Consider the following 21308-nt stretch of genomic DNA (forward strand, 5'->3'; position numbering starts at 1 on the left):
GGGACGGCGATTTCTCGCCGCCTGCCTGAAAATACACGTTATGAAAATACTCTCTGTGCATATCGGACGGAACCCATCGCGTCCGGCGAATAAAAATCCGCGTGAATGTGTTCCGCGTATTCCTGCGTCAGAACGGCGCCGCCGACCATTACCCTGCAATCGGGAACGGCTGTTCGCAGCTGACGGATCGTTTCCTCCATATTGACAACCGTGGTGGTCATCAGTGCGCTTAAGCCAACCAGGCGCACCTTCTGAGCGACCGCTGTTTCCACAATTGTTTCGGGAGCGACGTCTCGTCCAAGGTCAAGTACGTCGAATCCGTAATTTTCGAGCAGCACCTTCACAATATTTTTGCCGATGTCGTGAATATCGCCCTTTACCGTGGCCAGAATGATTTTCCCCTTTTTCTCCGTCTGACCACTCTCACTCATTTTTGCCCTCAGAACCTCGAACGCGGATTTGGCGGCTTCCGCGCTCATTAACAGCTGCGGAAGAAACAGGGTTCCTTTTTCGAAATCCTTTCCGACCCGGTCGAGGGCCGGAATCATTTCGGTATTGATGATTTCAAGCGGCTCCCTCGACGCTAAAAGCCGGGACGCCGCGGAAACCGCGCTTTCTTTCAAGCCGCGAAGAATCGCGTCGCTCAGCGCAACCTCTCCGCCGGCCGGGGCTGCGGGTTTTATCTCCTCCTGCTGAGAATACCGTCCGATATACTCCATACAGCGGTCGTCCGCCCCGCTGAGTGCGCAAAATGAACGATACGCGTCCATCATTGCCGCAGAACCCGGATTGAGGATCGCGGCGCCAAGGCCGTTCTGCATTGCCATGACAAAAAACGCCGCGTTGATTCGTTCCCGCCCGGGCAGCCCGAAGGAAATGTTGGAGACGCCGAGCGAAGTATGCGCCCCAAGGCGGTCCCGAATCAGACGAAGAGCCTCAAGCGTAACCGCGGCGTTCTGCTGCCCGGCGCTGATGGTCATGGCAAGCGGGTCAAACACCAGGTCTTTTTTCTCCAACCCGTATTTCCGGGCGGTGGAAAGGATTTTTTCGGCAATCCGGAATCTGCCCTCCGCCGTTTCAGGGATTCCGCTCTCATCCAGCGTCAGGGCGATGACCACGCCGCCGTATTTCCTGACCAGCGGAAAAATCGCCCTCATGGATTCCTCCTTGCCGTTGACCGAATTCACCAACGGTTTTCCGTTATAAACCCGCATGGCTGCTTCCATTGCCTGTGGACTGGAGGTATCGATTTGAAGCGGCAGGCCGGTGACGCCCTGAATTTCCCGAACCGCACGGCTGAGCACCGCCGTTTCATCCAGCTCCGGCAGGCCGACGTTCACGTCCAACACCTGGGCTCCGTTCTCCTGCTGGGTAACGGCTTCCCGAAGCAAATAATCCATATCGTTTTCCCGAAGCGCCTGTTTCAGCCGTTTTTTGCCGGTCGGGTTGATTCTTTCTCCGATCAGCACGGGCCGCTCCCCGAACATCACCGTGCGGGAATAAGAGGATACAACCGTAATCTCCTTTTTCGTAATCGGCTTCGGTACGACCCGCGCGCACTGTTTTGTCACCGCGCGGATATATTCCGGAGTCGTGCCGCAGCACCCGCCGACGACCCAGGCGCCGCTTTCCGCAATTTCTTTCATATCGGCAGCAAATTCCTCCGGGGTGACGTCATACACATTTTCTCCCTCCACGACACGGGGCAGTCCGGCGTTCGGGTTCATAACGACAGGAACCGAGCAGCATTCCAAAAGCCGAGGAAGAAACCTCTTCATCTGGTCCGGCCCGAATCCGCAGTTCAAACCCAGCGCGTCAACGCCGAGGCCCTCCAGCAAAGCGACAAACGCCGGAATATCCCCACCGGTCAGCAGTCGTCCGGTTTCGTCGACGATCATGGTAGCGAAAACAGGCAGAGACGTGCTTTCTTTCGCCGCGAGAACAGCCGCCTTGCATTCCAGCGTATCACCCATTGTTTCGATCAAAATCAGGTCGGCGCCCGCTTTTTCTCCGGCGGCGGCGGCCTGCGCAAAAACCGATACGGCCTCTTCAAACGCAAGGTCTCCGATCGGTTTCATCAGCTTCCCCGTAGGCCCGATATCCATAGCGACCAACGCGCCTGTTTTTTCTGCCGCCGCTTTTGCCTGCCTTACCGCTGCGGAGACGATTTCTTCCACCCCATGCCCACTGCCGCGCAGCTTGATTCGGTTCGCGCCGAAGGTGTTTGTTTTTAAAATATCCGCTCCGGCCTCAATATACTGTCGGTAAATGCCTTCGATCAAATCCGGCTTTTTAAGATTCCATAGTTCCGGCAGTTCCCCGGCCCCCAAACCGTTTGCCTGAAGAAGCGTGCCCATGCCTCCGTCGAAAAAAATCATGCGCCGTCCCAGATCATGTTTCAGATTCATTTGTTCCCTCCGTTCTGAACGGGCAGTTTTGTGCGCCGCATTCCATGCACTTGCCGATATGGCAGCTTGTTTTGTCCGCCGTTATCCCAATGACCGCCGTCACCGACTTGGTTGGTACCAGCAGAAAGCTTTCCGTCATGGACAACCCGATCCGTTTCGTAGAATCAAGGATCTGCAGAATGCCCCGCTGGTGGCGGATGGAAAAGTCCCCGTAGCCCGGACTGTACCGCGGCCGAAGATGCAGGTCCTGTCCCGCCGCCGCCTCCGCCAGAATTTCCTGCTGCCGGTCGCAGTAGCTCTCCATTCTTGCGGCGGCCGCGGCCTGAAACACTGCCGCAAGGCTCATATCCGTTTTCGAATATCGCTCCAGCAGGAGGTCGGCCTGCGGCCCAAGCGTCGCGGCAAACAAATACGCTTCCGTGCATCCGGCCAGATGCCTGCTCAAATCACGGCTTTTGATTTCCAGCCGCCCGACCGTAACGGAACCGTCCGAAAAAGCAACGGGAAAGCGGCGGCAAATGCTTCTGCCGGGACATGTTTTCGTCAACTCGTCAAGGCAGTACCAAATTTTGCGGCGAACTTCTTCCCCTGCGGGACTTCCCCGGTAGCCAAGGTAGCGAAGCGCTTCTTTTTCTTCCTTCCCCACAAAACGCCCTTCCCTTCCAATTTGCTTTTCGTCAAATAAACAAAAATCCCGTCTTCTCCTAAAAGAAGACGAGACTGTAATCCCGTGGTACCACTTCCGTTCACCCGCGCCTTAAGCACCGGGCCTTATCGGGTACAACCGCGCAGCACTTGCCCGCATACCCTGTTTCGTTAACGGGAACCCCCGTCGCAGCCTAAACGGAATCCGTCTCGGTGCGCCGCTCAAAAGTGATGTTCAATCTTACCCGCGCCAGCTTCCTTACAGCCCGGCTATTGCCGTGGAATGCTCTCTGTATGACGTTCCGGGTGATTTACTTTCTTTGTCATCGCGTTTTGTACGATTGAATTTTCTTTATTATAACCGACCCGGTGTTTCAAGTCAATGCTTCCCTGTGAAAAGTTCTTTTCTTGCTTTTGCGCTTTCGTCCGTTTATAATTGACAGAGCGCAAAGAATTGCCTTCTACGGAAAAACTGCTTGATCCATCAAGGAGAGTTGGTATGAAAAAGAAAATTGGAATTTCAGCCGCGGTACTTGCCGTATGCGCCCTGATTTTTGTGGGCTATCTGACTTTTCTCGCGCCGAAAGCGCAGGGCGGACAAAAGTCGGTAAAAATCGAAGTAGTGATCCCGTCAAAAAATATTGACCGCACCTTTCAGTACAAGACGGACAGATCCTACGTTTCAGAACTTCTGGACGATAAAAAGAGTGATTTGCAGGCCGAAATGGAGGACAGTCAATACGGCAAATTTATCTCCGGAATGCTTGGAGTCAAAGCCGACCCCGCAAAAGAATACTTTCATCTTAAAGTGGACGGAACCGACGCGACGGTGGGAGTTTCCCAGCTGCCGCTGGAAAACGGAAAAATTTACACTTTCACCTTAACGTCCTTATGAAGCAGGGTACGCCCGCGATTCGGGACATTGCGCTGATCGGTGTATGGGCCGCGCTGACTTTTGGGGTCAAGCTGGTGCTTGCCCCCGTCATTGGCGTCGAACTTGTTTCGCTTCTCCTTGCCGTTTTCACCGTGGTAGCGGGGTTCGGCAGAGGCATTGCCGCCGCGTTGGTTTTCACCAGCATTACCGTCCTGGAAAGCGCATATTACGGGGCGGGCGACTGGATCGTCCTCTACTACATCAACTGGCCGCTGCTGACGGTCCTGACGCGCGTTTTTCTTAAAAAGGGTTCCGGGGAACTGCGCGCCGCCGTCCTGCTCGGCCTGTTCGGCCTGCTGTTCGACCTGCCCTCCGGCGGGATCAAACTGGTTTTGTTCGGGCCGGTCTATGCGCTGACCTATCTGATCAGCGGAATCCCGTTCGACCTGGCTCACGGCGCGTCAAACTTTATCACCGCGTTATTTTTATTCCGGCCGCTGGCGGACAGGCTGGACCGTTTGAAAAGCGGAATCTGGAAAATATAAGGAAACACGGCGACCGCCGCCGGAGTACATTTTCAGCAAGAGAACCGGGAAATTATCCAGAAAACAGTTGACGTTCAATCTTTCCGGCTCTATACTGGTATTCGGAATCCAAACCGATGGGAGCTTACCGATGTCTACAATCCGTTAATCAAAGAAATATGCCTTGTAAAACTTGCTGCGTGTTGCGCGGCTTGTTTGTGTTAGGCAATTTTAAGGGTTAATGGATATTGCCGGATTCTTGGTTTGGATTCAAAGCCGTTACTGGCTGTAATTTTGAAAAACCGAAAACCGCGTCAGGGTATCTGTGCCTTGACGCGGTTTTTTCTTGTTTGCAGGAGGAAAACTCATGAGAAATCTCTATGTTTACAGTCCGCCTTTTTGCTCCTTCCTGATGAAAACGCTCATTACAGGAAGGAAAATTAAATTTGAAAAAAATAAAATGGACGGCGCGTTATCTCAGCACGCCGGCAGCGGTTAGGTACTGCAAGCATTGCGGCGCCAAGACCGTCTTTGTCTCCAGCGGCCTTTTTCGGGTGAATGCTCAACAGAAAGCGCTGGACGTCTGGCTGATTTTCAAGTGCCAAAACTGCGACACAACATGGAACTGTACGATCATGTCCCGCGTTAATCCTCACGCGCCGGCGCCGGATTTACTTCAGGGGTTTCACTCAAATGACGAAGACCTGGCAATGCGCTGGGCGACAGACACGGCGCTGCTCAAAAGGAACGGTGCCGAGCCGGGAATTCCGGAAATTGAAATTCTTGGCGATACGGTTGATTTCACCGAGCCGGTTGACATCGAGCTGACTGCCGAATGGCCCGCCGAATCTAAAGCGGCAACAGCCATCCGGGAAAAACTCGGAGTTTCCAGAAGCCAATTCGATCAGCTGTGTGAAAGCGGAAGAATCCGCTGCACATCGGGGCAAAACCTGAAAAAGTGCAAGCTTGCGGGCAAAATTCTGATCGAAATCCGATAGGCATAAGAAAGGCGCGGGGTGAATTTTCATCCCGCGCCTTTCATTTTTGGCTCGACGCCCGCCAAAGCTGCCGTCGATCGGATTCAGCCGCAAAGAGATCATCGCATAAAAACAGCCCCTGAGGTCAGTCTGAAAAGCCGGTTCGCCGGCCGACTTTTCAAGTACCTCTTTCGGGGCTGACAAGAATAGATGATGTCCCTTTTCAGACTACGTCGTATCCCTGATCCTCGATCGCATTGCGAATCTGATCCGGATTGACCTTTGCGGGGTCGTATTGAGTCGTAACTTTCTTCCCCTGTAAATCCACGGCGACGCTTTCCACGCCGTCCAGAGCACCTACCGCCGTTTTGACGGCGTGCTCACAGTGACTGCAGGACATTCCATTGACATTAAGAACCAATTCAGCTTTTGACATTTTGAATTCCTCCTTTAATTTTTGACGGACCGTTCCATCGGCCGAAACCGTTTCAGACTCAGCGAGTTGGTGACGACCGACACGGAGCTGAAAGCCATCGCCGCGCCGGCGATCATCGGATTTAAAAATCCGAAAGCGGCAAACGGAATTCCGATGGCATTATAGAAAAATGCCCAGAACAGATTTTGCCGGATTTTGCGCATCGTCCGTCTGGAAAGACGGATCGCAGCAGAAATGGTGCGCAGATCACCGCGCATCAGGGTAATATCCGCGGCCTCCATCGCGACATCGGTTCCGGTGCCAACCGCCATGCCGATATCCGCCGTGGCAAGCGCGGGAGCGTCGTTGATGCCGTCCCCGACCATGGCAACCACTTTTCCGGATTTTTTGAGCTTTTCCACCTCTTCCGCCTTGTGTTCCGGCAGGACTTCCGCAAGGACGTGCCCGATACCGACCTGTTTTGCGATGGCACCGGCAGTTCTGCGGTTGTCTCCCGTGATCATGTAAACGTCGACGCCCATCTCCTGAAGTTCTCGAATTGCCTCCGCGGAATGCTCTTTCAGCGTATCCGCAACCGCAAATACAGCTTCCGCCTGACGGTCAACCGTCATCAGCATGGCTGTCTTCCCCTCATTCTCCAGCTTTTCCAGAACGGACGCGACACCGGAAGCATCAATTCCGTTTTCATCCAATAATTTTCGCGTGCCCAGAAGGACACTCTTCCCTTCCACAACGGCCCGGACGCCGCGGCCCGGAATCGTTTCAAACTGAGAGGGATCCGCCACGGATTCCGAATGATCTCTGCCGTACTCATAAATAGATACGCCAAGCGGATGTTCCGAACGCTTTTCCGCTGAAGCCGCAAGCTTTAAAAGCTCCGTTTTATCTAAATCTCCGAGTACAACCAGATCGGTGACCTCAGGCTTGCCTTTGGTGATAGTCCCGGTCTTGTCCATGACAACGGCGTTCAGGCGGTACGCCGTTTCCAGATGCTCTCCGCCCTTGATGAGAATCCCGTTTTCCGCCCCAAGGCCGGTGCCGACCATGATCGCCGTGGGAGTCGCAAGCCCCAGCGAACACGGACAGGCGATGACCAGAACCGAAACCGCGCTGACAATAGACTGGTTCAGGTCGCCGGTCGATAAAAACCATGCGAGGAACGTCACGACGGCAATCCCGATGACGGTTGGAACAAAAACGCCGGAAACACGATCGGCAATTTTCTGAATAGGCGCCTTGGAACCCTGCGCATCCTCCACCATCTTGACGATTTGGGCAAGAACCGTATCCCTGCCGATGCGGGACGCTTCAAACGTAAAGGTTCCGTATTTGTTGACGGTCGCGCCGATGCAGAGATCGCCCGGCTTCTTTTCCACCGGAATGCTCTCGCCCGTAAGCATGGACTCGTCAATGGAGGAAGAACCCTCCACGATTTTCCCGTCGACGGGAATCCGTTCGCCGGGCCTGACAATGATGCGTTCCCCGATTCTGACTTCTTCGACCGGAATATCCGCCTCTTTTCCGTCCCGGATTACCCGGGCGGTTTTTGCCTGCAGCCCCATCAGCTTTTTAATTGCTTCCGACGTTTTCCCTTTTGCAACGGCTTCAAAATATTTGCCCAAAAGGATCAGGGTGATCACGACGGCCGCTGCCTCAAAATAGAGGTCTTTATGGCCGTTTGCAGCCGGGGCCTCAAAGAAAACGTTATAAAGGCTGAAGAAATACGCGGCGGAAGTACCCATGGCGATCAGCACATCCATGTTGGCACTTCCGGAACGAAGCGCGTAATAGGCGTTGCGGTAATACCGGAATCCGATCACAAACTGAACCGGCGTGGCAACAATTAATTGAAAGTACTGATTTTGTAACAGCGGCGCATGCAGTCCGGTCATGGAAAAAATCATGGCCAACAGCAGAGGCGAGCTCAGAATAACGGATGCAATCAGGGAATATTTCAAACTGTTTACTTCTTTTTCCCTGGCTTCTCTCTCGTGGTCCTTAGAAACCTCTTCCGCCTGCTCCGCGCCGTACCCAAGGGATTCGACCGCGCCGACCAGGTCCGATATTTTCACGGCGTCCGGATCAAATTCCACCGTCGCTTTTTCCGTCGTCAGGTTCACGCCGGCATTTTTAACGCCTTCCATTCTGCTCAGCTTTTTTTCAATTCTGGCGGAGCATGCCGCGCAGGACATTCCGGTAATATTGAGGACGGTTTTACCCGACTGCCGCTCCGGATCGCGGATGACGGAATATCCCAGCTTTTCGACCGTTCCGTCCAGCCTTTCCGGGTCGACCTCGCCGTCGTCGTATTCCACGGTAGCTCGTTCCATTGCAAGATTGACGTTTGCGGACTTTACCCCGTCCACCCTGCGCAGCCCTTTTTCGATTCTTGTCGCGCAAGCCGCGCAGGACATGCCTGAAATCTTTATTGTTTCCTTTCTGACCATAAGTATCTTCCCTTCTGCATAGGAATTACCGATTCCCCGGTTTATTTCCGCCCTGCCGGTTCATCTTGCAGCAATCGGGAATGCCGTCGCCGAATTCCTTTTTATTTTCCTTTGCCATCTTTTCCAAAGACCGATTGATTGATTTTTTTATTTTATTCCAAAGCATCATAACAATTTGCTCCCTAGACAAAACCACCGAATGATTTGCTACCGAACAGGATTCCCCGCTCCGCCGTTTTTATTTTCCTTCCGGTCGTAATCATCCAGAAAACTGTGTGTTTTTCCGCCGCTCCGGTATCCTAGTACCGTATCCAGATTGACATTGTGAACACTGTGAAAAATGTTTCGGTCAATTCCCGGATTTATCTTTCTGAGCCGTTCGACCAGCTCCTTTGTTTCCCTTCGTTTGGAGCCGCCGCCGTTCAACTCGCAGTTTTCCGTAAAGCGGCAGGCGCACCGGATGAAGCTGAGCTGATTGGAATCACGCCAGCTGATAATGTCCGCTTCATGTACCAGATACATCGGCCGGATCAATTCCATTCCCGGGTAATTCCTGCTGTGAAGCTTCGGCATCATCGTCTTGATTTCGGCCCCGTACAGCATACTCATCAGGGTCGTTTCAACCACATCGTCAAAATGATGCCCAAGTGCAATTTTGTTGCATCCAAGCTCCTGCGCGTTTTTGTAAAGATGCCCCCTGCGCATTCTTGCGCAAATATAACACGGCGAGCCTTCCATCCGTGAAACGATGTCGTAAATTTTCGTTTCAAAAATTTTGATTGGAAGATTCAGGAGCGCGGCATTTTCTTCGATCCGCCGCCTGTTTTCTTCGTTATAACCCGGATCCATCACCAGATATTCCGCCTCAAACGGAAATTCGCTGTACTTTTGTAAATGCTGCATGCATTTGGCGGTCAGCATCGAGTCTTTTCCTCCTGAAATGCAAACCGCAACCCGATCTTCCGGCTGAATTAACCGGTACTCTTTCACCGCGGTCAAAAACGGAATCCATATTTTCCTGCGGTATTTTTTAAAAATACCGGTCTCAATTTCTTCACTCTTCTTCATTGGGACACTCCTGAATTATAATAACATATCATTCAGATATATTTACATTTTAAGTCTGTGATTTGATTATATACCTTTTTAGTCTTTTTTGTCAAGGCCGATGTGACTGCACTGTACTTTGCCACAGGATTTTTCATAATCAAACTGAAATCGTTTATACTAAAGTTAAAGTGATAAAATGAGAAGTATTGTATGCAAAGCGTTAAAAACAGCAACCGGAACACCGGTCCTCAGGAAAAAAAATTAAACACCTACAGTCTTGCGGGTCTTGGCGTCGGCGGAATTATCGGCTCCGGATTCTTTTTGGGCTCCGCAATTTCCATCCGTCAGGCCGGCCCGTCCGTAATTCTTTCTTTTTTGCTGAGCGGGCTTGTGGTTTCTCAGGTTCTGGGCGCCATCACAAGCATCAGCATCAACCGCCCTGTGACCGGCTCTTTTAAAGTGTATGCGGAACAGTTTCTGGGGAAATACGCCGGATTTACAATGGGCTGGGTGCTTTATATCTCCAACCTGCTGGCTATTGGGTCGGAAGCTGTAGCCGCGGGTATCTTCATACGGTTTTGGGTCCCGAAAGTAAGCGTTGCCGTATCCGCGTTTTCCATTACGGTTCTTGTAATATTAATCAACAGGCTGAATACGAATCAATTCAGTCTGGTGGAATCCGGAATGGCAGTGCTGAAAATCTCGGCGCTTCTGTTTTTCATAATCGCCGCCATTCGATTTATCGCAGCGAACGGAATTGCCGTAAAATCCAATCCTTTTTCTTCCTTGCAAGCATTCTTGCCCAACGGAATCTCCGGCTTCTTTCAATCCATGCTGATCGCCGTATTTTCTTACGCGGGAATCAGCACGGTCGCTATGGCGACCGCAAAGGTGAAAAAAACCGGAAAAAGAAATCCCGGCCGCCACCATTCTGATGATGGCGAGTATCATCCTTTTTTATGCGGCTGCAATGTTCCTGATCATCTGTACTGTGAACTGGAGGGCTGTCAACACCGGCATCTCCCCGCTTGTCCAGGCTCTTTCCGCAATCGGTCTGGGATGGGCGTCGGCAATCATCAACGCCGCCATTTTTATCGCGGCTGTTTCCGTCATGCTTGGAACCTATTTCGGGAGCGTACAGATTCTGCTTTCGCTTTCCGACGCCGGAGAAGCCCCGAAAGCCTTTGGAAAAGCAAACCGAAAGGGATTTTTCCGGAACGCCTGGCTTTTGACCGGACTGCTGTCGCTTTCCGTGGTCGGTCTTTCTTTTTTGCTGAGTTCGAAGCTGTTCAATTATCTGATTTCCGCCTGTTCCTACTTTTCCTTTTTCAGCTGGACGATTAATCTGATTATCTTCCTTATGTGGCTGAAACGCCGGCATCCGCAAGAAAAGTTCATCTCCCCGATGATTCTGGGCAAAGGCGGATCTTATATGTCTCTTGCGGTCATCGCAATTCTTATCTTTTTCAGTCTTGGAGTAGAGGATTACAGAATCGGTTTTTTCACGGCCGCCGGCCTGATCCTTCTGATTTCCATGTGCTATCTATTCTATCAAAAGGAACGCAAGCATAGCCGATAACCTGGGAACCGCCCGGCGTCGTTAGAGAAGCCGGGCGGTTCCTAAATTTATTAAATATATACAACAATATTTATTGAAATATTGAAATTATGTGATATTATAATATCTTGGAATGTTACATAGATATAGAAAAGACCGCGCCGGTATTTTCTGATTTTTGCCATGCAAAGCGGTCAAACAATGAATCTGTTTAGTACTAGGGAGGAATCCGAATGCAGGAATTTGTCATCTTCGCCTTGCCGTCGATGCTGGTTGCCGCTGTTTCGTATCTTTTGGGAAGCATCAGTTTTTCCATTCTCTTTACAAAACTGTTTTACAGCCGTAAGGACATTCGAACCCTTGGCAGCGGGAACGCCGGTTTGACAAACGTGCTTCGCTGTGTCGGCGTCAAAGCGGGAATTCTCACGTTTGTCTTCGACTTTTCAAAGGGCGCCGCTTCGGTGCTGGTCGGCAGGGCCGTGTTTCAGCAGCTCTGCCTGCAATACCGTTTGCCGGAGTATTTTATTCAGTACGGAGCCTATCTGGCAGGCATTGCGTGCGTCGTGGGGCATATCTACCCGCTTTATTTTCATTTTCGGGGCGGCAAGGGCGTGCTTGCTTCCGCCGCCATCATTGCTTTTCTGGACTGGCGGTATTTTCTGATCGCGGTTTCGATTTTCGCCGTTGTCTTTACCTTTACAAGAATTGTTTCCATCTCTTCCGTCTGCGGCGCTCTGTCTTTTCCGCTGATCAATTTCCTATTCTCTTATTTTCGCGACTGCAGACCGGGTGCCGCTCCGCTTTCCTACGTATGGATTACAACCGCTTTTTCCATGCTGTTTGCCGGCCTTTTGGTGTATAAGCACCGGGCAAATCTGGAGCGGCTGAAAAACGGTACGGAGAAAAGATTTTCCATAAAACACTCATAGTGAGAGAATCCCCCGCGGAAAGAAAAAATTCTTTCCGCGGGGGATTCTCACAGCCGGTCAGAAAACCTCTCTGGTCGCCACAATATCGGCCTGTGTCCCACAGACGCGGGAAATAATGACGTCGCCGATCTTAACGGGCGGCGTGATTTCACAGGCTCTGATTTCCCTGAGGCAGTCGAAGATTTTGCTCTTTTCAATCGGAGCGGATGTTCTGACCGGCAAAGGCCGGCTGCTGCCGCGAACATGGACCAAAGAAGTAACCATTCTTTTCGGAACGGTCAGCTCTTCCTGCGCATATTTTTTTCCGACGTTGCAGGAATATCCTTCCACCGACAGGATTTTGCCGTCTTCCACCTCGGCCGTCATCCGGCAGCCCATCGGGCAGCCGATACAAGTAATTTCCTTCCGCATCTGTCAGGCCTCCACTTTCACCGTAAGTTCTTTTGCTCCGGCAGCCCTGCTGAGAAGATCCGGCCCAAGTTCCAGACTGACCATCTCGCCGGGAGTCAGGATACGGTATTTTCTGGAATACAGTTCCGTGCCTTCCGCGCTTACGCTGATCTTAGCGTTCCGGTAAACCCCTTTCGGGCGAAACATCAGTGTAACCGGGCTGCCGCCGGATCCGGCATGAAGAACCTGCGGCACCGCTCCGGCCACGCCGAAGCCCCCCGTGACGGGAATCCTGGCTCCGTTTTCCGCCAGCTGACCCTGTACAAACTGAAAGGCTTTTTTTGCCCGCCTTTTCCGCCTCCTGAGACACAAAATCCACCAAGTCGTGCACATGAAGCACATTTCCGCAGGAAAAGATCCCCGGAACGGATGTTTCCAGATTTTCGTCGACCTCCGCTCCACCCGTTGCTGAGGAAATTTTCACGCCCGCCAGCTTGCTGAGTTCGTTTTCCGGAATCAGTCCGACGGAAAGAAGCAGCGTGTCGCATTCATAATATGTTTCCGTTCCCGGGATCGGCTGTTTCGTCTCGGGGTCAACCTCCGCAACCGTCACGCCCTCCAGACGCTCGCGTCCGGAAATATCGACGACCGTGTGATTCAAAAGCAGCGGAATCCCGTAATCATCCAGACACTGTACAATATTTCGCTTGAGTCCGGAGGAATACGGCAGCAGTTCCACGCAGGCAAGCACTTTTGCCCCCATAAAGGTCATTCTGCGGGCCATGATGAGACCGATGTCGCCGGAGCCGAGAATCATCACCTTTTTGCCCGGCATGATTCCCTCAAGGTTTACAAATTTCTGCGCCGTCCCGGCGGTATAGATACCGGAACACCTCCAGCCCGGTATGGCGAGCGCGCCGCGGGGACGCTCCCTGCACCCCATTGCCAAAATCACGGATTTTGCCTGGAATTGCTGCAGCCCGTTCACATTGCTGACCGCAGTGACCACCCGTTCTTCCGTAATATCCAGAACCATGGTGCAGCACTGATAGGGAATCTGGTACTCGACCACTTTGTCAATGTATTTCTGGGCATATTCCGGACCGGTCAGCTCTTCGTGAAACGTATGCAGTCCGAAGCCGTTATGAATGCATTGTTTCAGGATTCCGCCCAGAGCCTCCTCCCTTTCGAGAATCAGGATGCTCCTGCATCCGCTCTCATAGGCGGATACCGCCGCGGCAAGACCGGCCGGGCCGCCGCCCACAATCAGGATATCGACCGTTCTCATTCCGCCCCATCCCCCTTTTCAAACAGATTGCCGGAAAGCAGCTTTGAGTTTCCGCCGAACTTTGTCACTTCCAGCGGAGAAATATGCAGCTCTTCGCTTAGAATTTCAACCGTCCGCGGCGTACAGAATCCGGCCTGGCATCTTCCCATCCCGGCTCTGGTCCGGCGCTTGATCCCGTCAACGGTTCTGGCGCCCACAGGTCTGCGAATCGCTTCCCTGATTTCCGCCTCCGTAACGGTTTCACACCGGCAAACGACTTTCGCATAGTCCGGGTTGGAGGCGATCGCCCTTGCCCGTTCCTCATTGGTCATTTCCCTGAATTTGGGGATTCCTTTCCGAATCGGATTATAATTCGGATTTCCCTTCGCATGGAGCTTTTCCGCGATTAACTCCGCCAGATAACGGCCGATCGCGGGCGAAGAGGTTAATCCGGGAGATTCCACTCCCGCAGCGTTAAAGAACATCGGAGCATCGGGGGCCTCCCCCAGGACAAAATCATCCCGGTCGCAGTGCGCGCGAATGCCGGAGAACGTCGTAATGACGTCCCGCATCGGAATATGCTCCCACGTAAGACTACCGAACCGAATCGCTTTTGCCAGTCCTTCCGATGTTGTGCGGGTGTCGTCCCGCACGTCGAGGTCCTCCGCCGTGGGACCGATTAAAATCGTTCCGTCCACAGTCGGCGTGACCAGAATACCCTTTCCCATTTTCGTCGGCAGCTGAAAAACAGAGGCGTGAAAAACATCGGCATATTTTTTATCGAGGATATAATATTCTCCTCTGCGCGGCAGGATGCGAATCTTGTCCTCAGAAACCATATTATTGATCTCATCAGAGTAAAGCCCAGCGCAGTTTACAACCGCTTTTGCGGAAAAGGTTCCCGCACCGCTTTGCACAATCCAGCAGTCTTCCCCTTTTTGGATTCCCGTAACCGGCGCGTTGCGATAAAACCGGACTCCGTTTTCCGCCGCGTTTTCCGCATTTGCCACCGTCAGTTCATAGGGGCATACAATGCCTCCCGTTTCTACCAGAAGCGCGGCGCAGGCCGCGGGGCTGATATTGGGTTCCCGTTTTCTGAGTTCCTCTCTGCCGATTACGCTGAGGTTCGGCACGCCGTTCCTTTCCCCCTGATGCTTCAGCTCTTCCAGTTTGGGGATTCCATCTTCTGAAAAAGCGACGACCAGGGACGTGTTCCACTTCAGCGGCACGTCCAGTTCGGAGCACATCTTTTGAAACATGCCGTTTCCCATAACATTATATTTTGCTTTCATTGTGCCGGGCTTCGCATCATATCCGCCGTGAACGATCGCCGTATTGGCCTTGCTCTGTCCCTCGCAGATATCGGAAGCCTTTTCCAGCAAAGCTGTTTTCAGTTGATACCCGGCCAGCATTCTCGCCGTTGTGCATCCCACAACCCCGCCGCCGATAATCAGTACATCCAGCATGACCATGAACACCAACCTTTTTTTGTTTCGCTCTGACGCGAAATACTGTTTCATTTTCTAAAAAACCGCAAAAGAATACAGGGGTAGACAGGACGAATTGTTTGCCCCTGCTTCTTTCACTGTTACCGGATGGAAGTAATACGAATTACCAGGGAATCACTTTAAACAGCAGGCACGCCAGCAGTCCGCCCACAATCGGCCCGAAAATCGGGACGATCAAGCCGTAGCTCCAGTTGGAGCCGCCCTTATTCTTAATGGGCAGCACCGCATGCGCCAGACGCGGACCAAGGTCACGTGCAGGGGTTGATCGCGTATCCGGTCAGGCCGCCGAGGGACATGCCGATGGAAACGATGATTCCGAAAACCAGCAGATAATTCAGGCCGACGCCGCCCGCTCCCTTTACGTTGCCGATCCCCATGATGGTAAAAACAAGAAGGAAGGTTCCGACGAGTTCCGAAAGGAAGTTGCGGGGAAGGTTGCGGATGGCCGGACCGGTCGAGAAGCATCCCAGAATGGTGGCTTGATTCTCGGTCTCGTCAAACTGGTCCTTAAACAGCGCGTAGACAATCAGTCCGCCGCAGAAACCGCCCAAAATCTGGGACACGATATACCCCGGCACCATGCTCCAGGCAAAGCTGCCCGCCGCGGCCAGGGCAATGGTCAGCGCGGGATTGAAATGCGCGCCGGACGCCGCGCCGAACACAAACGCCGGAAGCATGACGGCAAGGCCCCATGCAATGGTGATCTGTACGGAACCGCCGCCCTTCATGCCTGATTTGTTCAGGGTAACATTGGCAACGACGCCGTCGCCCAGAATGATAAGAATTGCTGTGCCGACAAATTCCCCAATATACGGTAACATTATCATACACCTCAATTTCAATCTATTATATTTTCGAATGAATCATTTTAATCTTTTGCCCAGCCGAGAGAACATTTGACCGCCTTATGCCAGCCTTTAACCAATTCGTCGCGCTCACTGTCTTCCATAGCGGGTTCAAAGACTTTCGAGATGCGCCAGTTCTGAATCACTTCTTCTTTTCCAGACCAGTATTTTACCGCGAGTCCCGCCAGGTAGGAGGCTCCCATCGCCGTTGTTTCCACGCAAACCGGACGGCGTACCGGCGCGCCGATCATATCGGACTGAAATTGCATGAGGAAGTCGTTTGCGCAGGCTCCGCCGTCCACCTTGAGCGAATTCAGTTTGATTCCGGAATCCTGTTCCATCGCTTTCAGTACGTCCAGCGTCTGGTAGGCAAGCGATTCCAGCGTCGCGCGGATCAGGTGGTATTTGCTGGCGCCTCTTGTCAGCCCGACAATCACGCCTCTGGCATACTGATCCCAGTAGGGCGCCCCAAGGCCTGTAAACGCAGGAACCACATAGACGCCGTTTGTATCCTTAACCTTTTTCGCCATGTATTCCGAATCCGGCGAGCTGTCAATCAGCCGCAGCTGGTCGCGAAGCCACTGGATGGACGCGCCCGCGACAAAGATGGAGCCTTCCAGCGCGTAATTGACTTTTCCATCGAGTCCCCATGCGATGGTAGTGACCAGCCCGTTCTTGGAATAAACCGGCTTTTCCCCCGTGTTCATGAGCAGGAAGCAGCCTGTTCCATATGTATTTTTGGCTTCGCCGGCCGAGAAACAGGTCTGACCGAAAAGAGCCGCCTGCTGGTCGCCCGCCGCGCCCGCGATTGGAATCGGGCCGCCGAAAATCGTGGGATCCGTTTCCCCGTAGACACAACTCGACGGCATGGCCGCCGGAAGCATGCAGGCCGGGATATTCAGTTCCTTTAAAATTTCCTCGTCCCACTTCAATTCCTGTATATTAAACAGCATGGTACGCGACGCGTTTGAATAATCCGTTACATGTACTTTCCCTTTGGTCAGATTCCAAATCAGCCAGCTGTCCACCGTTCCGAACAGCAGTTCCCCCGCTTCCGCCCTTTCGCGGACACCGGGCACGTTTTCCAGAATCCACCTTAACTTGGTCGCCGAAAAATAAGCGTCGATGACAAGTCCGGTCTTTTGACGGAAGATGTCCGTCAGGCCCTTTTCTTTCAGACTGTCGCAGTATTCGGACGTGCGCCTGCACTGCCAAACAATGGCATGATAGACCGGCTCGCCGGTCTTTTTGTCCCAGACGATAGTCGTTTCACGCTGGTTTGTAATTCCGATGGCCGCAATGTCCTTCGCGCTTGCGTTGATTTTGTACATTGCCTCCTGGGCTACCCCGATCTGCGTGGACCAGATTTCCATTGCATCATGTTCCACCCATCCGGGCTTTGGAAAGTACTGCGTAAACTCCTTCTGAGCCACGCTGATCATCTCGCCTTTTTCGTTAAACAGAATGCAGCGAGAGCTGGTCGTTCCGGCATCCAATGCCATGATATACCGACCCATTTACAATTCCTCCCTTTCTATCCGCATAGAAGAATTCAATTTTATGCAAATTGCATAAAATATCTTGACATCATCCTAGCATTGATTTGTTCTTCTGTAAATACACAATATTTGGCGTTTGTCTATACGAATAAAGGAATTTGTCTAATTACTTCTCTGCCAATCTAGAGTATTATATGATTGTGAGGTGGAAACAAGCATGAAAATTATTTATAACGCCGACAGAAAACTCCTTGTTAAGTAATGAAAAAGACTACTTCGTAATAAAATATACAGGGCTTAAAAATCAATTTATTTCGTATGTTTTACAGAAGGGACTGTTTATGATGAAAGGCTCATTAAAAAGCGCGATGGAAGAAATCGCAAGTGCCATCAAGGCCAATAAAGATTATCTGACGGATCTTGACCGCGAAATCGGCGACGCCGACCACGGAATCAACATGGCGAGAGGCTTTGACGCCGTGATGGCCAAGCTGAATTCCGCTGAACCGGCCGATTTGTCCTCCGGGCTCAGGCAGGTGGCTTTAACGTTGATTTCAACGGTAGGCGGCGCCTCCGGCCCGCTTTACGGGACGGCATTTCTGCGCGCCGGTAAGACGGTGCGTCAAGGCGATATGCTGAATCCCAAGCTTGCGCTCTCCATGTTCCGCGCGGCGGTTGACGGAGTGGAAGAACGCGGCAAAGCAGAGGAAGGCGATAAAACCATGGTGGACGCTCTGGAACCCGCTTATCGCGCCTTTGAGGATACCCTGAAAAGCGGCGGAGATTTTCCGGAATGCCTGGAAGCCGCGCGCGACGCCGCGAAAAAAGGCGTTGAATACACCAAAACCATCCCGGCCAAAAAAGGACGCGCCAGCTACCTGGGAGAAAGAAGCATCGGTCACCAGGACCCCGGAGCCACATCGGTGTGGATTATCCTGAACGCCCTGCTACAATACGCTCAAAAGATTCATAAGGAGCAATAAATATGGTTGGACTTGTGATTGTGTCACACAGCGAAAAGATCGCGGAAGGCGTACGGGACCTTGCAAAGCAGATCGCCGGAGAGGCTGTCAGGATCGAAGCCGCCGGCGGCGTCGCGGATCATAAAATCGGCACGGACGCTTTGCGGATTGAGCATGCCATCCGGCTGGCGGACACGGGAGACGGAGCCGTTGTCCTCCTCGACCTTGGCAGCGCCGTTCTCAGTACGGAAACCGCGCTGGAATTTCTGGACGACGCGCGGCGCGGCCGCGTTTTGATTGCAGACGCACCTCTGGTGGAAGGAACCATGACCGCGGCCATATGCGCCTCAACCGGCGCTTCTTTAAAGGAAGTCGTCTCGGCCGCGAAAGAAGCCTGCAATGCCAACAAGCTATGAGTAGTTACGAAGCGACTGTCCTGTAAAAAATTTATAGTCTTATGTAATAAAGCAAACGCGGCAAAGGCCGCGCAGGTGCGAGCAACCAGCATGTTAAAAGGATTTGCGGCTCTACGCCGCGGAATAAAAGAAAGCGAGGTTGAACTTTATGAAGAAGATTATCAATCATCCCGCGGATGTTGTGGATGAAATGCTGGACGGCATGGTGTACGCCTATCCGCAGTACGTTCGCCGGCTGGAAGGCCTTAACGTGCTCACGCGGACAAAAGCTCCGACTGAGAAGGTTGCCCTCGTCAGCGGAGGCGGAAGCGGCCACGAACCCGCGCACGGCGGTTACGTCGGGCGCGGCATGCTGGACGCCGCCGTGGCCGGAGCCGTTTTTACCTCCCCTACGCCGGACCAGATTTACGAAGCCGTCAAAGCGGTAAACGGCGGCAGGGGTGTTCTTCTGATTATCAAAAACTACACGGGAGACGTTCTGAACTTCGAGATGGCGGCTGAAATGGCCGACGCCGAAGGCATCCGTGTGGAAAAGGTCGTGGTCAATGACGACGTGGCGGTGGAAAACAGCACGTTCACCAGCGGACGCAGAGGGATCGCCGGAACGCTTTTCGTCCATAAGATTGCCGGCGCAAAAGCAGAATCCGGGGGTACGCTGGACGAGGTAAAAGCCGTCGCTGAAAAGGTAATTGCGAATGTGCGTTCCATGGGAATGGCGATTTCTCCCTGCACGGTACCGGAAGCGGGCAAACCAAGTTTCGTGCTGAAAGAAAACGAAATGGAAATCGGCATGGGAATCCACGGGGAACCGGGCATTCAGAGGGAACCCATTCAAACAGCCGACCGGATTGCCGACCGCCTTCTTGAAAAAATATTCGATGACCTGCGGCTTTCCCCAGGGGATGAAACGGCGGTATTGATCAACGGCCTCGGCGCGACACCGCTGATGGAGCTGTTTATTATGAACCGGAGGGGTTGCCGAAGTCTTCGCCGGGAAAGGAATCAAAATTGTAAAAACTTACGTCGGAAACGGCATGACTTCCCTTGAAATGGGCGGATGTTCCATTTCCGTCCTAAAGCTGGATGACGAGCTGAAACAACTCCTCGGCGCACCGGCGGAAACTCCCGCCTTTGTACAGTTTTAACCTAATCATTCATATCCGTTCCGTCCGCTGTACACGGCTGACGGGACGGCAGTCCTGTTATATCCCAAAAAGCAGTCGGCATCAGGAGGAATCTAATGGAACGTATGACTCACACCAAGCAACTGCTTGCAAGCTCCCTGAAAGACTTAATGAAAACCACACCGTTTCGAAAAATAACCGTTCAAAATGTTACCGACCACTGCGGATTGAATCGTCAGACCTTCTATTACCACTTTAAAGACATCTATCAGCTGCTGGAATGGATTTATCAGAATGAAATTTTCAAGCAGGTGAACGGAGTCAATCGCTACAGCTGGAAAAACGCCCTGATCGACGTGCTGCGCTACTCCAGGCAGAACAAGGCCTTTCTGCGAAATATTAACCGTTCGCTGCGAAAAGAGACGGTGGAAAAATTTCTGTACCCCATCCTTTATCGCTGGATCGGCATGATCTATGAAGATGCGTGCTACGGTCTCTCCGTAAACCCGGAAGAAAAGCAGTTTCTGCTCGATTTTTTCACGAACGCGTTTGTCAGCTTCATCATTCGGTGGATTGGCAACGGAATGCAGGAAAGCGAAGAGGAGCTGCTAAAGAAAGCCGAATGGATCAAGGAAATGTTCCTCGGTATGGCGGTCATGCATACCGCTCCTGAGCAGTTCACGGATTCCTCCGGCCTTCCCGTATTTGATTTTACGCGGCGGTGTTCCGCAGCGATGCAGGCTGAAATCTATTGAACCTCTGAGCTATCTTTTCCATACAGTTCAGGCTAAACAGGAAATCGCTTTTCAAGGCTCGCCGGGAGTGGTACAATAGGACCATACTAAAGGAGGAAAGCTCATGGATGCGATTTCCTGTATAGAAGAACGACAAAGCGTAAGAAAATTCCTTTCAAAACCGATTGACAGGGACCTGATTACGAAACTGGTAGACTTGGCCGGGCAGATTCCGTCGTGGAAAAACGCGCAGCCTACAAGATATGCTGCCATTGACAGCAGAGAAATTCTGGACAGGCTCGCCGAAGAAGCGACGCCTGATTTCAATTCCAGAGTTCTGCGCGGCGCGCATGCGGCAGTTGCTGTGACCGCCGTGAAAAAGAGAAGCGGGTTTGAGCGCGACGGTTCTCCTTCCACAAAATACGGAGACGGCTACACCTTTTTCGACTGCGGAGTTTCCTGCCAGACTTTTTGTCTGGCCGCAAAGGATCACGGGATCGGAACCGTCATTCTGGGCGTATTCGACATCGACAAAGCCTCTGCCATTCTGAACGTTCCGCCTGAGGAAGAGCTGATCGCCCTGATTGCTCTGGGCTATCCCGACGGCGAAACACCGAAAGTGAAAAAGAAGGACCATGAAAAACTGCTTCGCTGGCTGTAAGTCCGGCGTCGGCTGACAAAGCCCCGGTGGAGTCCGAAAGGATTCCGCCGGGGC

Annotated in this window: 18 protein-coding genes and 4 pseudogenes; 11 read left to right on the forward strand and 11 right to left on the reverse strand. The window is 52.5% G+C overall.

The features are described 5' to 3' along the window. Positions 1 to 38 precede the first annotated feature (38 nt). Both HCR03_RS03065 and HCR03_RS03070 read right to left on the reverse strand, forming a co-directional pair. Positions 39 to 2408 carry a homocysteine S-methyltransferase family protein gene (locus HCR03_RS03065; RefSeq protein WP_187036624.1) on the reverse strand — a complete coding sequence of 790 codons (2370 nt, stop codon included), beginning with the start codon at positions 2406 to 2408 and terminating at the stop codon, positions 39 to 41. Continuing rightward, entirely contained in the window at positions 2392 to 3054 is a 663-nt protein-coding gene (locus HCR03_RS03070) for a vitamin B12 dependent-methionine synthase activation domain-containing protein (RefSeq protein ID WP_066644146.1), read from the reverse strand. Before HCR03_RS03070 ends, HCR03_RS03065 begins: the two co-directional genes overlap by 17 nt. Before the next feature lie 498 nt (positions 3055 to 3552). Between HCR03_RS03070 and HCR03_RS03075 the strand changes: the two genes are divergently transcribed. The 3 genes from HCR03_RS03075 to HCR03_RS03085 all read left to right on the forward strand — a co-directional run bounded on the left by HCR03_RS03075 (position 3553) and on the right by HCR03_RS03085 (position 5449). Next, complete coding sequence (locus tag HCR03_RS03075) at positions 3553 to 3948, forward strand: DUF4430 domain-containing protein (RefSeq protein ID WP_066644144.1); 396 nt, start codon at positions 3553 to 3555, stop codon at positions 3946 to 3948. Beyond that, complete coding sequence (locus HCR03_RS03080) at positions 3945 to 4472, forward strand: hypothetical protein (RefSeq protein ID WP_066644143.1); 528 nt, start codon at positions 3945 to 3947, stop codon at positions 4470 to 4472. Before HCR03_RS03075 ends, HCR03_RS03080 begins: the two co-directional genes overlap by 4 nt. A gap of 425 nt (positions 4473 to 4897) precedes the next feature. After that, a complete protein-coding gene (locus HCR03_RS03085) occupies positions 4898 to 5449 on the forward strand; it encodes a DUF1062 domain-containing protein (RefSeq protein ID WP_187036626.1) in 552 nt (183 codons plus the stop codon). Positions 5450 to 5651: 202 nt separating this feature from the next. Here HCR03_RS03085 and copZ read toward each other — a convergent pair whose 3' ends face one another. The 4 genes from copZ to HCR03_RS03105 are packed head-to-tail and all read right to left on the reverse strand — an operon-like array spanning position 5652 to position 9379. After that, positions 5652 to 5864 (reverse strand): copper chaperone CopZ, encoded by a 213-nt coding sequence (gene copZ / locus HCR03_RS03090; RefSeq protein ID WP_066644141.1) that lies wholly within the window; start codon positions 5862 to 5864, stop codon positions 5652 to 5654. 14 nt (positions 5865 to 5878) lie between these two features. Further along, the gene (locus HCR03_RS03095; RefSeq protein ID WP_187036628.1) at positions 5879 to 8311 is read right to left on the reverse strand and encodes a heavy metal translocating P-type ATPase; all 2433 of its coding nucleotides are present in this window, start codon (positions 8309 to 8311) and stop codon (positions 5879 to 5881) included. A 25-nt stretch (positions 8312 to 8336) separates the two neighbouring features. Next, positions 8337 to 8480 carry an LDCC motif putative metal-binding protein gene (locus tag HCR03_RS03100; RefSeq protein WP_156991448.1) on the reverse strand — a complete coding sequence of 48 codons (144 nt, stop codon included), beginning with the start codon at positions 8478 to 8480 and terminating at the stop codon, positions 8337 to 8339. A 38-nt stretch (positions 8481 to 8518) separates the two neighbouring features. Further along, positions 8519 to 9379 (reverse strand): tRNA lysidine(34) synthetase, encoded by an 861-nt coding sequence (locus HCR03_RS03105; RefSeq protein WP_066644139.1) that lies wholly within the window; start codon positions 9377 to 9379, stop codon positions 8519 to 8521. A 192-nt stretch (positions 9380 to 9571) separates the two neighbouring features. Here HCR03_RS03105 and HCR03_RS20450 point away from each other — a divergent pair. The 3 genes and pseudogenes from HCR03_RS20450 to plsY form a co-directional block, all read left to right on the forward strand. Continuing rightward, a pseudogene (locus tag HCR03_RS20450) lies at positions 9572 to 10195 on the forward strand (amino acid permease); the annotation flags it as partial. Between the two features lie 103 nt (positions 10196 to 10298). Then, a complete protein-coding gene (locus HCR03_RS20015; protein ID WP_267459231.1) occupies positions 10299 to 10940 on the forward strand; it encodes an amino acid permease in 642 nt (213 codons plus the stop codon). Positions 10941 to 11152: 212 nt separating this feature from the next. Beyond that, positions 11153 to 11848 (forward strand): glycerol-3-phosphate 1-O-acyltransferase PlsY, encoded by a 696-nt coding sequence (plsY, locus tag HCR03_RS03120; RefSeq protein ID WP_156991376.1) that lies wholly within the window; start codon positions 11153 to 11155, stop codon positions 11846 to 11848. Positions 11849 to 11905: 57 nt separating this feature from the next. Here the strand turns inward: plsY and HCR03_RS03125 are convergent, their stop codons facing one another. The 5 genes and pseudogenes from HCR03_RS03125 to glpK form a co-directional block, all read right to left on the reverse strand. Beyond that, positions 11906 to 12259, reverse strand: coding sequence for a DUF1667 domain-containing protein (locus tag HCR03_RS03125; protein ID WP_066644136.1), 354 nt, complete (start codon positions 12257 to 12259; stop codon positions 11906 to 11908). 3 nt (positions 12260 to 12262) lie between these two features. Beyond that, positions 12263 to 13526, reverse strand: a pseudogene (locus HCR03_RS03130) (NAD(P)/FAD-dependent oxidoreductase). Then, entirely contained in the window at positions 13523 to 14971 is a 1449-nt protein-coding gene (locus HCR03_RS03135) for an NAD(P)/FAD-dependent oxidoreductase (RefSeq protein WP_156991374.1), read from the reverse strand. Before HCR03_RS03135 ends, HCR03_RS03130 begins: the two are co-directional and overlap by 4 nt. A 145-nt stretch (positions 14972 to 15116) precedes the next feature. Further along, positions 15117 to 15834 (reverse strand): annotated as a pseudogene (locus HCR03_RS03140) (MIP/aquaporin family protein). Between the two features lie 47 nt (positions 15835 to 15881). Next, positions 15882 to 17375: a glycerol kinase GlpK gene (glpK, locus tag HCR03_RS03145; RefSeq protein ID WP_066644133.1), complete on the reverse strand. Its 1494-nt coding sequence runs from the start codon at positions 17373 to 17375 to the stop codon at positions 15882 to 15884. Between the two features lie 323 nt (positions 17376 to 17698). On the opposite strand from glpK, the gene dhaL reads away from it, so the two are divergent. The 5 genes and pseudogenes from dhaL (at position 17699) to HCR03_RS03170 (ending at position 21254) form a co-directional block, all read left to right on the forward strand. After that, positions 17699 to 18340, forward strand: a complete 642-nt coding sequence (dhaL, locus tag HCR03_RS03150; protein ID WP_228725080.1) for a dihydroxyacetone kinase subunit DhaL — start codon at positions 17699 to 17701, stop codon at positions 18338 to 18340. A 2-nt stretch (positions 18341 to 18342) separates the two neighbouring features. Continuing rightward, entirely contained in the window at positions 18343 to 18735 is a 393-nt protein-coding gene (gene dhaM, locus HCR03_RS03155) for a dihydroxyacetone kinase phosphoryl donor subunit DhaM (protein WP_066644131.1), read from the forward strand. 148 nt (positions 18736 to 18883) lie between these two features. Beyond that, positions 18884 to 19880 (forward strand): annotated as a pseudogene (gene dhaK / locus HCR03_RS03160) (dihydroxyacetone kinase subunit DhaK). 95 nt (positions 19881 to 19975) lie between these two features. Further along, complete coding sequence (locus HCR03_RS03165; protein WP_066644129.1) at positions 19976 to 20614, forward strand: TetR/AcrR family transcriptional regulator C-terminal domain-containing protein; 639 nt, start codon at positions 19976 to 19978, stop codon at positions 20612 to 20614. Positions 20615 to 20717: 103 nt separating this feature from the next. Beyond that, complete coding sequence (locus HCR03_RS03170) at positions 20718 to 21254, forward strand: nitroreductase family protein (protein ID WP_066644128.1); 537 nt, start codon at positions 20718 to 20720, stop codon at positions 21252 to 21254. The last annotated feature ends 54 nt before the right edge of the window (positions 21255 to 21308 follow it).

The sequence above is a fragment of the Caproicibacter fermentans genome (assembly GCF_014303955.1).
GTDB classification, from domain to species: Bacteria; Bacillota; Clostridia; order Oscillospirales; family Acutalibacteraceae; genus Caproicibacter; species Caproicibacter fermentans.